The 12,710-nt window shown below is 60.5% G+C and carries 12 protein-coding genes; 2 read left to right on the top strand and 10 right to left on the bottom strand.

Annotated elements, in window-relative coordinates; translation table 11 throughout:
• The first annotated feature begins 2 nt into the window (after window positions 1–2).
• Together PSH79_RS25375 and PSH79_RS25370 are read left to right on the top strand one after the other, a co-directional pair.
• The gene (locus PSH79_RS25375) at window positions 3–1,286 is read left to right on the top strand and encodes an aspartate aminotransferase family protein (RefSeq protein WP_305440157.1); all 1,284 of its coding nucleotides are present in this window, start codon (window positions 3–5) and stop codon (window positions 1,284–1,286) included.
• A 196-nt stretch (window positions 1,287–1,482) separates the two neighbouring features.
• Window positions 1,483–1,641, top strand: a complete 159-nt coding sequence (locus tag PSH79_RS25370; RefSeq protein ID WP_003228885.1) for a YqaE/Pmp3 family membrane protein — start codon at window positions 1,483–1,485, stop codon at window positions 1,639–1,641.
• Window positions 1,642–1,751: 110 nt separating this feature from the next.
• On the opposite strand, the gene PSH79_RS25365 is transcribed toward PSH79_RS25370, so the two are convergent.
• The 10 genes from PSH79_RS25365 to PSH79_RS25320 all read right to left on the bottom strand — a co-directional run bounded on the left by PSH79_RS25365 (window position 1,752) and on the right by PSH79_RS25320 (window position 12,663).
• Complete coding sequence (locus PSH79_RS25365) at window positions 1,752–3,560, bottom strand: S9 family peptidase (protein WP_305440156.1); 1,809 nt, start codon at window positions 3,558–3,560, stop codon at window positions 1,752–1,754.
• Complete coding sequence (gene pqqE, locus PSH79_RS25360) at window positions 3,526–4,698, bottom strand: pyrroloquinoline quinone biosynthesis protein PqqE (protein ID WP_305440155.1); 1,173 nt, start codon at window positions 4,696–4,698, stop codon at window positions 3,526–3,528. The genes PSH79_RS25365 and pqqE overlap by 35 nt, the downstream gene beginning before the upstream one ends.
• Window positions 4,670–4,945: a pyrroloquinoline quinone biosynthesis peptide chaperone PqqD gene (pqqD, locus tag PSH79_RS25355; protein ID WP_305440154.1), complete on the bottom strand. Its 276-nt coding sequence runs from the start codon at window positions 4,943–4,945 to the stop codon at window positions 4,670–4,672. Before pqqD ends, pqqE begins: the two co-directional genes overlap by 29 nt.
• Window positions 4,942–5,694: a pyrroloquinoline-quinone synthase PqqC gene (pqqC, locus tag PSH79_RS25350; protein WP_100846463.1), complete on the bottom strand. Its 753-nt coding sequence runs from the start codon at window positions 5,692–5,694 to the stop codon at window positions 4,942–4,944. The genes pqqD and pqqC overlap by 4 nt, the downstream gene beginning before the upstream one ends.
• 135 nt (window positions 5,695–5,829) lie before the next feature.
• On the bottom strand, window positions 5,830–6,741 hold the full coding sequence (pqqB, locus tag PSH79_RS25345) for a pyrroloquinoline quinone biosynthesis protein PqqB (RefSeq protein ID WP_305440151.1): 912 nt from the start codon (window positions 6,739–6,741) through the stop codon (window positions 5,830–5,832).
• Between the two features lie 81 nt (window positions 6,742–6,822).
• Window positions 6,823–6,897 (bottom strand): pyrroloquinoline quinone precursor peptide PqqA, encoded by a 75-nt coding sequence (gene pqqA / locus PSH79_RS25340; protein WP_003422658.1) that lies wholly within the window; start codon window positions 6,895–6,897, stop codon window positions 6,823–6,825.
• Between the two features lie 156 nt (window positions 6,898–7,053).
• On the bottom strand, window positions 7,054–9,468 hold the full coding sequence (pqqF, locus tag PSH79_RS25335; RefSeq protein ID WP_305440149.1) for a pyrroloquinoline quinone biosynthesis protein PqqF: 2,415 nt from the start codon (window positions 9,466–9,468) through the stop codon (window positions 7,054–7,056).
• A 38-nt stretch (window positions 9,469–9,506) separates the two neighbouring features.
• The gene (locus PSH79_RS25330) at window positions 9,507–10,301 is read right to left on the bottom strand and encodes a carbon-nitrogen hydrolase family protein (protein WP_305440148.1); all 795 of its coding nucleotides are present in this window, start codon (window positions 10,299–10,301) and stop codon (window positions 9,507–9,509) included.
• A gap of 12 nt (window positions 10,302–10,313) precedes the next feature.
• Window positions 10,314–11,996, bottom strand: a complete 1,683-nt coding sequence (locus tag PSH79_RS25325) for an NAD(P)/FAD-dependent oxidoreductase (protein WP_305440147.1) — start codon at window positions 11,994–11,996, stop codon at window positions 10,314–10,316.
• A gap of 205 nt (window positions 11,997–12,201) precedes the next feature.
• The gene (locus PSH79_RS25320) at window positions 12,202–12,663 is read right to left on the bottom strand and encodes an Lrp/AsnC family transcriptional regulator (protein WP_187680847.1); all 462 of its coding nucleotides are present in this window, start codon (window positions 12,661–12,663) and stop codon (window positions 12,202–12,204) included.
• Window positions 12,664–12,710: the final 47 nt, after the last annotated feature.

Here is a 12,710-nt window from a genome sequence, read left to right as displayed (position 1 = left end):
CAATGAATCTGTTCAGTTTGCGCCGCCCGGCGCCGAGTCTGGATGACCTCGCTTTCGAGGCCGATCAACCTGCTGCTGGCGACAGCCTGAACGCCGAGCGGCTGATGCCCAGCGTCGAGCGGCCGCAACAGGTCTTCGTTCGTGGTCAGGGCTCCTGGTTGTGGGACAGCAACGACCGCGCTTATCTCGACTTCTCCCAGGCCGGCGGCGCCAACAGCCTCGGCCACAGCCCTTCGGCGCTGGTCAAAGCCATCGCCAGTCAAGCTCAGGCGCTGATCAATCCCGGTTTCAATTTGCACAATCGCGGCATGCTCAGCCTTGTCGAACGCTTGTGTGCCAGTACCGCCAGCGATCAGGCTTATCTGCTCAACAGCGGCAGCGAAGCCTGTGAAGCGGCGATCAAACTGGCGCGCAAGTGGGGTCAACTGCATCGCGGCGGCGCCTCGCGGATCATCGTGGCGAAGCAGGGCTGCCATGGCCGCAGTCTGGCGACGATCTCGGCGTCGGACAGTGCGAACCTGCCCAACCGTTTCGCGCCGATGTTGCCCGGCTTCGATCTGGTGCCGTTCAACGATTTGCCAGCACTGCATGCGGCGGTGGATGCGCAAACCGTAGCGATCATGCTTGAACCGATCCAGAGCGATGCCGGCGTCATTCCCGCAACCGAGCACTACCTCAGAGGTGTCGAGCGTCTGTGTCGTGATCTGGGCATCCTGCTGATCCTTGACGAAGTGCAGACCGGCATCGGACGCTGCGGCAACTTGCTCGCGGAAGAGTCCTACGGCGTGCGCGCCGATATCGTCGTACTCGGCAAAGGTCTCGGCGGAGGCGTGCCATTGGCGGCGCTGCTGGCGCGGGGCAAGGCGTGCTGTTTCGAAACCGGCGAATTGGGTGGCACCCACCACGGCAATGCGCTGATGACAGCGGCTGGTCTGGTGGTACTCGATAGCGTGCAGGATCGGGCATTTCTCGAGCAGGTCAGAGAGAACGGCCAGCACTTGCGCGAAGGTCTGGCGCGATTGGCCCACCGCTACGGCCATGGTGAATTGCGCGGGCAAGGCCTCTTCTGGGGATTGACCCTGTCGGACGATTCCGCGGATGCCGTCATCCATGCCGCACTTCACGAAGGCCTGCTACTGAACGCCCCGCAAGCCAACTGCCTGCGCTTCACCCCGGCACTCACGGTCAGCAAAACCAATATCGACGAAATGCTCCTGCGCCTGGCCCGCGCCTTCTCCCGTGTGCGCACTGCACAACTGCAATGCCGTAAAGGGATTGCCGTCTGATCCGAAACGTCCCACCCGAATTGAAGAACCGTCTCGCGGTATAACGCACGCCCCACGCCTGATTCTTTTGGCGTGGGGCGTTTTTTTGTGTGGGGTAGTGGCGAACAAATGGCGAAAGCACTGAACCCTGACGAACGGCAAATGTCGATTAGCTTGTATGGCTCAAGTGAGCCAACCCCCAATCAGGAGCTGACCCATGGACTTCATTCGAATCATCATTGCCATTCTGTTGCCGCCACTGGGTGTGTTTCTGCAGGTCGGGTTTGGCGGGGCGTTCTGGTTGAACATTCTGCTGACGTTGTGCGGTTACATTCCGGGGATCGTGCACGCGGTTTACATCATCGCCAAGCGCTGAGTTCTGCGGCGCCAGATAGATTGCCTTCGCGAGCAGGCTCGCTCCCACACTGGATCTGTGTCGTTCACAAATCCCCTGTGGGAGCGAGCCTGCTCGCGAACGGGACACCGCTAATTCTGTGTCAACGTTAGCCCCATCACCCGCCGATAGAACATCCACTCCTGTTCCAGCGCATGCGCCTGATTCACCGCACGGCGGAAGCCGTGGCGTTCGTCGGCGTAGTAGTGCGCCTCGACCGGGATGCCGTTGTGCTCGAGTGCCGTAACCATGTCGCGGGTCTGTTGCGGCACGACGACGGCATCCAGTTCACCCTGGAAGAAAATCACCGGCACGCGGATATTGCTCGCATGCAGTAGCGGAGTGCGGGCGGCGTAGCGTTCGGCGTCTTGCTCGGGATCGCCGATCAGCCAGTCGAGATAGTCGCCCTCAAACTTGTGCGTGGCTCGGGCAAGGGCCACCGGATCGCTGACGCCATAAAGGCTGGCGCCCGCACGAAACACCTGATGGAACGCCAGGGCGCACAGCGTCGTATAACCGCCCGCGCTGCCGCCCCGAATAAACGCGCGATCACCATCGACCATGCCATGCTCGGCGAGATACGCCACCACCGCGCAGGCATCTTCGACGTCGACGTCACCCCAGCTCAAATGCAACGCCTGTCGATATTCGCGGCCGTAACCGCTGCTGCCGCGATAATTGAGGTCGGCCACCGCGAAGCCCCGTTGCGTCCAGTACTGGATGCGCGGGTCAAGCAGTGGGTAACAGGCCGAAGTCGGGCCACCATGAATGAACACCACCAGCGGCGGTTTGGCCTCACCGCTCATGGCCGGATAAAAGAACCCGTGAGCCTCGCCCGCAACGCTGGGGTAACGCAGGGTTTGCGGCAGGCTGATGCGTTCGGCGGGCAGTGGCGCCACACCACCGGCCAGCACTTTTACTTCATGGGATGCGCGATCAATGGCAATCACTGCCGAAGGGCTGATCGGTGAGGCCGCGATGCAATAGATGAATTGCTGATCCAGTGCCAGATGACGGAAACGGCTGTATTCACCGGTAAAGTCTTCGCCGTCGAGAGCCAAACGACCAAAACCGCCCTCACTCCAACTGGCCAGAAAAGTGGCCCCGACCGGTAACCAGGTGCATCCGCCCAATTGCCACGGCGCGGGTGCATGGTCGGCCTCAGCGCTTTGCAAAGGCTGCAGGCCATCGGCGGTCTCAGCCCACGGCTGCCAGAATCCGCCACGATCGGTCAGGCAATACAAACGCCCGTGCGCATCGAAACGAGGCTGCTGGATGGATTCCTCAAACTGTTCGCCCGCCACGCAACGGGGCGCCGAAAAATCACCGTCGGCCACCATCAACCGTGTCGATGTCCACGGCTGATGCGGGCGGCTCCACTCGATCCACGCCAGACGCCGGCCATCAGGACTTATCGTCGGTGCGGCGTAAAAGTCCGCCCCTTCGGCCAGCAGATGACGCTTGCCATCAGCCAGATCAATAGCGACCAGCCGATGGGTGTCGTGCTGCTCTTCTACCGCCAACACCTGACCCTCAGCAAAATGCAGATCGCCATAACGGCACTCGCCCGACGTCAGCGCCTCGGGTTCGCCATCCAGCGTTTGCCGGTACAGTTGCTGATCCATCTCGCCGACGAAAACCACCCCGTCAGGCGTCAGACAAAACGCTCCACCGCCATATTCGTACACCCGGCTACGCACGCTGAAACCTGCAGGCGTCAGACATTTCGCCGCGCCGTTACGCCAGTGCCAGATCCGGCACGCGGCATCTTCGGGACGATATTCATTCCAGAACAAACCGTTTACGCCGAGTTGCAGTTCGGCGAAATCCATCCCGGCGGCGACGGCTTGTGCGGCGCTGAAAGGCTCAGCCTTTAGCGATGAGGCGTGAGTTTCGTTCATTACGGAAGGCCAGTTGTTCGATGGTTTGAGTAGCGTGTTCGGCTTCCTCGCGGGCCTTGAGAATCACGCCGTGCTGGTCGGATTTGCTGCACACCGGGTCAGCGTTGCTGGCGTCCCCCGTGAGCATGAACGCCTGGCAGCGGCAGCCGCCGAAGTCCTTTTCTTTCTCGTCGCAAGAGCGGCACGGCTCGGGCATCCAGTCGTAACCGCGAAAGCGGTTGAAGCCGAACGAGTCGTACCAGATGTGCTGCATGCTGTGGTCGCGCACGTTGGGAAATTGCACCGGCAGCTGTCGGGCGCCATGACAGGGCAGGGCAGTACCGTCAGGGGTGACTGTCAGGAAAATGCTGCCCCAGCCATTCATGCAGGCTTTCGGGCGTTCTTCGTAGTAGTCCGGGGTGACGAAAATCAGCTTGCACGGATGCCCTTCGGCTTCCAGTTTGGCGCGGTATTCGTTGGTGATGCGTTCGGCGCGCACCAGTTGTTCCTTGGTCGGTAACAGGCCGACTCGGTTGAGCTGCGCCCAGCCGTAGAACTGGCAGGTAGCGAGTTCGACGAAATCTGCCTCGAGCGCAATACACAGCTCGATGATGCGGTCGATCTTGTCGATGTTGTGCCGATGGGTAACGAAGTTCAGCACCATCGGATAGCCATGGGCCTTAACCGCGCGGGCCATTTCCAGCTTCTGCGCGAAAGCCTTTTTCGAGCCGGCGAGCAGGTTGTTTACTTGCTCGTCACTGGCCTGGAAGCTGATCTGAATGTGATCAAGGCCAGCCTTCTTGAAGTCGCTTATTTTCTGCTCGGTGAGACCGATGCCCGAGGTGATCAGGTTGGTGTAGAAGCCCAGTTTGCGAGCTTCAGCAATCAACTCGGCAAGATCCTGGCGCACCAGCGGCTCGCCACCGGAAAAACCCAGTTGCGCCGCGCCCATCTCCCGCGCCTCGCGGAATACCTTGATCCACTGCTCGGTGCTCAGCTCTTTGCCCTGCTCGGCGAAATCCAGCGGATTGGAGCAGTACGGGCATTGCAGCGGGCAGCGGTAGGTCAGTTCGGCGAGCAACCACAGCGGCAGGCCGACCTCAGGCTTGGGCGGCACTTTCACCGACGAATCAGGCAAGTTCGATCCAGTGCTGCGCACGGGCAACCTCCATGAATTGCTCGATGTCTTCACCGAGTTCGGGCACGCCGGGGAACTGCTTGTCGAGCTCGGCAATGATCGCCGCGACATCCCGCTCACCGTCGATCAAACCACCGATCAGCGCGGCGCTGTCGTTGAGTTTGATCATGCCTTCGGGGTACAGCAGCACATGGCCTTTTTGCGCCGGTTCGTACTGGAAGCGGTAGCCGGGACGCCAGGTCGGGACTTTGCTGCGGTCGAAACTCATAGGGTGATTCCTTTATGCCAGACCCGTTGTTCGGTCACGCTGTGATACGGCGGGCGGTTCAGTTCGTAGGCCATGCTCATGGCGTCGAGCATGCTCCAAAGAATGTCCAGTTTGAACTGGAGAATTTCCAGCATGCGCTCCTGGCCTTCGCGCGTCTTGTAATGCTCCAGCGTGATCGCCAGACCGTGCTCGACGTCGCGGCGCGCTTGACCGAGGCGGGTGCGGAAATACTCGTAACCGGCCGGGTCGATCCACGGGTAATGCTGCGGCCAGCTATCGAGGCGCGACTGGTGGATCTGCGGCGCGAACAGTTCGGTCAACGAGCTGCTGGCGGCCTCCTGCCAACTGGCGCGGCGGGCGAAGTTGACGTAGGCATCGACGGCGAAGCGTACGCCGGGCAGCACCAGTTCCTGGGAGCGCAGTTGATCCGGGTCGAGGCCGACCGCTTGACCGAGGCGCAGCCAGGCTTCGATACCGCCGTCTTCACCGGGCGCGCCGTCGTGGTCGAGCAGACGCTGAATCCACTCGCGACGAATCTCGCGATCCGGGCAGTTGGCGAGGATCGCAGCGTCTTTCAGGGGAATGTTCACCTGATAGTAGAAGCGGTTGGCGACCCAGCCCTGAATCTGCTCGCGGGTGGCGCGGCCCTGATACATCGCCACGTGATACGGGTGATGGATGTGGTAGTAGGCGCCTTTCGCGCGCAGGGCCGCTTCGAATTCGGCGGGGGACATCGGTTGGTCGGTCATTGCGGTTCTCCGGGGAACAACCGTTGGAATCTTGGGTGTCTGGTCGGACGTCATCGCTGGCAAGCCAGCGCCCACCGTTTTTGTGTACGCCACAGAACCCTGTGGGCGCTGGCTTGCCAGCGATAAGGCCATCAGCTACAGCACAATACTCATGCCGTCATACGCCACTTCAACATCACGCCGCGCCAGTTCTGCGCGCTCCGGGGAATCCTCGTCGAGGATCGGGTTGGTGTTGTTGATGTGGATAAGCACCTTGCGCTGCTCGGGAAGCTGTTCCAGCACTTCGAGCATGCCGCCAGGGCCGTTCTGCGCCAGATGGCCCATCTCGCGCCCGGTGCGGGTGCCGACGCCACGGCGCTGCATTTCATCGTCGTCCCACATGGTGCCGTCCACCAGCACGCAATCGCTGCCCGCCATGATTTCCAGCAGTGGAGCTTCAACCTTGCCCAGCCCCGGCGCATAGAACAGTTTGCCGCCGGTATTCAGGTCTTCGACGATCAGGCCGATGTTGTCGCCCGGGTGCGGATCGAAGCGGTGCGGCGAGTACGGCGGTGCGGCGCTGCGCAATGGCAGCGGGGTGAAACGCAGGTTCGGGCACGCGGCGACGGTGAAGCTTTGATCGAGTTCGATGCGGTTCCAGTTCAACCCGCCATTCCAGTGCTTGAGCATGGTGAACAGCGGAAAACCCGTGCTCAGGTCTTCGTGAACCATGTCTGTGCACCAGACCTGATGCGGGCAGCCTTCGCGCAGGCTGAGCAGGCCGGTGGTGTGGTCGATCTGGCTGTCCATCAGGATGATCGCGCTGATGCCGGTGTCGCGCAGGGCACGGCCGGGTTGCATCGGAGCGAAGCTCTGCAGTTGCGCGCGGATGTCTGGCGAGGCGTTGCACAGCACCCAGTTCACGCCGTCGTCGGAAATCGCGATGGACGATTGAGTGCGGGCCTTGGCATTCAGGCTGCCGTCGCGAAAACCTGCGCAATTGACGCAGTTGCAATTCCACTGCGGAAAACCGCCGCCGGCGGCCGAACCCAGAATCTGGACGAACATGAACGCTCCATCATTTCAACGCTGAAAATAAAACGCCCCGGCGAGCCGAGGCGTTGCACTGCAAGTCTGCGTGAGCAGGACTCAGCGGCTGGCGAAGTACATGGTGACTTCGAAGCCGATACGCAGGTCGGTGTAAGCCGGTTTTGTCCAGGACATAGGGTGTCTCCTTCAGGTTGGTGGGATAGCGCTGTCCATAGGTATAGTCCACGGCAGCGCGGGGATGTTCCAAATAGTTAGGCGGCTATGTTACTCAAAATTTCACCGTGATTGCCTGTGAATCTTTGAGAAAGCTCCTTGCAGCCTGAGTAATGATCAGTTTGCCGCTTGCCATGGCTCGCAGGACATAGCGTCGCTGGCGAGGCAGAGCCAGCCACCGTCGGCGTTGTTTAAGCGCTGTGCGGCTGCCAGCAATGCCGGGCGATCCAGTTGGCCAATCGCGACGACCAATTGCGGTAGGTAATCCGACGAATGGCCCGCGAGTCTGGCCTGCCACAGCAGTTCTGCGGAGTCTTTGGTGGACAGATTTGTGTCATTGAACTGATCGGCGAGCGCTTGGCGTTGTTGGCTGAGGCTGGCGTCATCAAGTTGTTCGATCACTTCGGGAAGGCCTTCGAGAAACTGCTGAATATGCCCGAGCAATGCTTGCGGTGTGGCTGTTGGCGATTGCACGCCGAACAGCAACCCGGTCTGTCCGTGCATTTGCCGCAAACCACTGAACACCGCGTAACCCAACTGCAGTTCGACGCGCAGGCGCTGATAGAACGGCGTCTGGCACAGCTGCGCAAGCAGGCGCCATGCAGCTTCATCGGCAATTTCGCGGCTGGCGGTCGGGCAGAACAGCAGCAGCGAGTGTTCGCTGGACGCGGTGTCGATGTGGCTCCATAGATGTTGGCCGTTGATGGCCGACGGAGCCGGCAATTGATTGTCAGGTATGCCGGGAATACGGCTCAGCGCCACACCCATGGCGGATTGAGTGTGCGCGCTGAGGCCCAGCGCCAGGCCATCCCAGCGGGAAGTTATCCACAGATGATTGGCGTTGGCGCAAGTTGGCGTTGAGGCCAGACAATGCTCCGGCAGCGCCTTGAGTAGATGGCGGATCGGCATCAACGGCGTTTCTGGCTCGCCTCGCACGGAATCGGCGTCAATTCGCGTCAGACATTTCAGCGCATGCTCCAGGACGACGGGCATCGGCTCTTGCAGGCCGGTGAGCCTCAACAAACATTGATTGCCGGTTGTGCCGAGCGACAACTCGACCCCGGCCTGACGTGCGTCGTCCTGAGTTTCCAGAAGGCTGCGATGCAGTTGTGCTTGCAGATCAGCATTGGCTGCTACCTCCAATTGCCAGCGCAGATAAATCGCACCTTCATCACCGTTGTCCGGCAATGCCTGGCTGAATTGCATGGGCGAGCGTTCGCGACGGCCGCGCGAACGATCCTGAGCGAACGTGCGCAGTCCACGGTGGGCGCTGGTCTGGCCGCGGATCAATCCGGCGTTGGCCAGTGGTTCAACGGTACGCAAGAACGGATTGGCGGCCGGCAGTTGCCAGTGGTTGCTGAAGTTATCCACAGTGCCGATTTCACGAAGGATCTGTTGGAGGGCTGACACGCCGGCGTGGGTCAGGCCACTTTCCAGCTGCTCGATATCGAGACGCGCCAGTTGCAACGCGCCGCTGACTTGCTGCTGACGCTGAAGCAGGGCTGCGTATTCCTTGCGTAGCGGCGTCCAGTCCTGTTGCGCGAAGAAGCTGAGCCAATTGCGCACCTGTTCGCCAATCGCGCTCAGCGATTCGGCTGGTGCCGCAAACTGCAGATGCAGCAAGGCTTGTCCGCCGAAGTGATACAGCGGCGTTGCTTTCAAACCGTCAGCCAGATTTTTCTGCTGCAAATACGCGAGCAGTCCACCGTGCTTGGTGCTGTTCAGCCAATGGCAAAGAAAAGCCAGCGCTTCAGCGGACGCGGTGGGCAGCGCTTCGAATGCAAACAGCAGATTGCCGTGGCGTTCACCGACCTGTTGATAACTTTTCACCCCAAACGGCAGGACGCCTGCTTGCTCTACGTTATCCCCAGTTGGAAGCGCCGCTGCAAACGCCTCCGCGAGCACACGTAACGCCTCCAGACTCTGCGGTCCAACGAGGCTCAAGGCCATTTGCCCGGAGCGATAGAACTGCTGATGGAAGTCTGTCAGCGCTCGCTGAAACGCTGGTTGCTCAACTTGCAGCGTGTCACGATTCCCAGCGTGAAAACCGCGCAGCGGATGTTCCGCCGGCAATCCCTCGTACAACGCAAACTGCCGCTGAGCCGTCGGATCCTGCGACCAGGCGACAAATTCCGCCTGCAGCACTTCCCGTTCCCGCAACTGATCGTCCGGATTCATACGTGGGTGGGCGAGCATGTCCGACAGACGCTCAAGCCCTGCACCGAAAGACTGCGTCGGCAACTCAAAGAAAAAGTCAGTGGTGCGCTCCCGAGTGCTGGCATTCACCTGCCCGCCATGACGCTGCACGTAGGCCATCAGCCCTTCATTCGCAGGAAAACGCTCAGTACCGAGAAACAGCAAATGCTCGAGGAAGTGCGCCAGCCCCGGCCACGCCAACGGCACGTCATGGCTGCCAGCGGCCACCCGTAATGCGGCGGCGCTGCGCTTGAGCTCGGGCACATGACGCAGGGTCACGCGCAAGCCGTTGGCCAGGGTTTCAGTGTGGGGACAGGAGGGAGTCGGCGCAGGCATGGGCACTTCCAGAACAGTGAAGTGCCAATGCTAGCGGATTAGCGCTTGTTCAGCGCGTCGTAAAGCTCGGGTCGGCGGTCGCTGAGGTAGCGATTGGCTGCGCGGGAGTCGGTCATCAACTGCCGATCCAGTTCGCCGACAATCAAGGCCTCGTCCAGTCCGGCCTGAGCAATACGGATGCCGTCCGGCGCAGCAATGCTGCTTTGCCCGCAATAGTGGATGTCCCCTTCATGCCCGCAGTAATTGGCGTAGGCCACGTAGCATTGGTTTTCGAAGGCACGCGAGCGAACGGTGACGTCTGCGACGAAATCGAAGGGAATCATGTTCGCCGTCGGCACCAGAATCAGCTCGGCGCCTGCCAGGGCCAGGCGTCGGGTGTTTTCCGGGAATTCCAGGTCGTAGCAGATCAGGAAACCGAGCTTCCAGCCGTTCAGTTCAACAACTGGAAACTCACCTTCACCGGGGCTGAACATCGACCGATCCAGATCACCGAACAGATGCGTCTTGCGGTAATTGCACAAGCGCTCCCCGTGCGAATCGATCAACTGCACGGCGTTGTAGATCTGCCCGTCAGCGGAGCGCTCGGGATACCCGTAGACGATCGCCAGGCCGGCAGCCTTGGCGATCCGGCCGATCTGCTGCGCCCATTCACCGTTATAAACCTCGGCCAAAGTGCTGACCGCCTCGGCACCGATGTTGTAACCGGTCATGAACATCTCCGGCAGCACCAGCAGGTCTGCGCCCTTGGCCTCCATCGCCAACTGATGCAGGCGGTGCAGGTTGGCGGCAGGGTCCAGAGGCAGCGGCGGACATTGGTAAAGGGCTACACGCATCAGGGATTCCTCTTACTCGGGCAGGGCGATAGGGCCGATGTCTTTGAACACGTCACCCGGGCCCGGGTTCTCTTTATGTGTAGAACCGCCGAAATGTTTCATGATCCCCCACACCGCGTTGAGCGATGTCTGCACCGCGCCCTCAACCCACGCCGGCGTCCACGACACGTCGTCACCGGCAATGAAAATCCCGCGTTGCTCAGCGGGCATGTCGTCCTGCATGAAGTGCGCGTACATCCGCTGGTTGTAGCGATAGTGGCCGGGCAAGGCGCCCTTGAACGCACCGAGGAAGTGCGGATCGGCTTCCCACGACACGGTGATCGGATCGCCAATAATGCGCGCGGCGATGTCGACTTTCGGGTAGATCTTCTTCAACGCGTTCAACGCCAGTTCCACGCGTTTTTCCACCGGGTGCGGCAGCATCTTCAACGCATCGCTCATCCACGAGTACGACAGGCAGATCACGCCCGGCTTGTCGTCGCCGTTGTCGAACAGATAGGTGCCACGGGTCAGGCGATCGGTGAGAGTCATGCTCATCAGATCGCGGCCCGTTTCCGGATCCTTGTCCTTCCAGAACGGTCGGTCGACCATCACGAAAGTTTTCGACGATTGCATGTAGCGAGTACGGTCCAGCGCCATCCACATTTTTTGCGAGAACAGGGTTTCGTCGCATTCGATCTGCGTGGTCAGCAGCCAGCTCTGGCAAGTGGTCAGTACCGCGGCGTACTCGCGGGTGTCACCGTTGTTGTCGGTAACCGCGAAGCGGCCATCTGGCGCGTGGGCGATTTTCTTCACCCCGGATCGCGGCGCGCCACGGTGCAGGGATTTCAGGCTGGTGCCTTGCGGCCAATGCACGCAGCGTTCCGGCACATGACGCCAAATGCCTTGCGGCACTTGTTCCACGCCGCCGACCACCAGGTGCTGGTGATCGTCGCAGTTGGTCATCACCACGCGGAAGATTTCCAGCATTGAGTTGGGGAAGTCAGAGTCCCAGCCGCCGGTGCCGAAACCCACCTGGCCGAACACTTCGCGATGATGGAACGACAGCTTGGCGAAGGCTTCGGAGGTGGCTACGAAATCGTAGAACGTGCGGTCGTCCCATAGCGGCACGAGGGTGTTCCACAGCTCTTTCAGGCGCGGTACATCGCGATCGCGGATGGCTTGCTGGATATCAGCGAACTGCGAGCCAGCTTCCAGTGCGTCTGCCCAGGCATCAGCCACTTCCTGAAACAGTGCAGGAAGATCCGCCAGTTTCTGTGCGTAATGGGTTTTGCCTTCCAGATCGATCACGGTGCTGCCGGAGGCCGGCGTCAACGGATTGGGGAAGGGCTTGGTTTCGAGTCCGAGTTTGTCGACGTAGTGATAGAACGCGGTGGACGATACCGGGAAACGCATGCCGCCGAGTTCAGCGACGATACCGTCTGTGCCGTTGAATGCCTGGGAACGTAGACGACCACCGAGTTTGGAAGCCTCGTACACCACCGGTTTCAAGCCAAGCTTCATCAGTTCGTAGGCGGCGACAAGTCCGGCAATGCCTGCGCCGACAATCGCCACTTCGGCACCATGATGATGTTCAGGAATGCTGCCGAGACCGGCCGGGTGTTCGATCCAGTCGTCGAAGCCGAACGGGAAGTCCGGGCCAAAAATGGTGATTGGCTTCTTACCGTCTGCAGGATGGCGATTGTTCTTGTTCATGGCTGACCTTACTGGCGACCCGACGCGAGATGCGCGTCTGAGTATAGGAAAAGATGCCAGCCATTCTAGGGAGCATAGAACACGTTAATAAGACGCAAAGTGTCGTCGTTTTGCCAGATCATTGATCAAAGTGACAATCTGGTGCTGCACACCGACAATTTTGGAAGCAAGCCTGTTGGCCATGAGGCCCTTCAGCCAACCCAACTCAAACCGGTTGCCCGCGATCAATCTTGCTACTCAAGATGATCGACGTCGTGGTCTTCTCCACCCCATCCACACTTCCGATCTGATCCAGCAACTGATCCAGCTGCTCCGGCGAATCGGTGCGCAACCACGCCACATAATCAAACTCGCCACTCACTGCGCACAACTGCTGCACCTGCGCCATCGCACTCAACCGGCGTAACACCTCTTTACCGGAACGCGGCTGCACTTTGATCCCGACATATGCCTGCAACCCACCATCCACCACACGTTGCCCCAAACGCACGCCATAACCGGTGATCACCTTGGCCTTTTCCAAGCGCGCCAGCCGCGACGTCACGGTGGTGCGCGCAATGCCCAACTGCCGGGCGAGCATGGCCACGCTTTCGCGGGCGTTGATTTGCAGGGCGGCGATCAACTGGCGGTCGATTTCATCAAGCGCGGGCGGGCGGATGTCTGGCAAGGGCGGCTCCATGGGGCGCGGGTTGGTTGGCCTGCGCATGTTACAGG

This window comes from Pseudomonas sp. FP2196, from assembly GCF_030687715.1.
Lineage (GTDB): Bacteria > Pseudomonadota > Gammaproteobacteria > Pseudomonadales > Pseudomonadaceae > Aquipseudomonas.
Note: the sequence above shows the minus strand (reverse complement) of the source record. Positions and strands in the feature narration are given on the sequence as shown.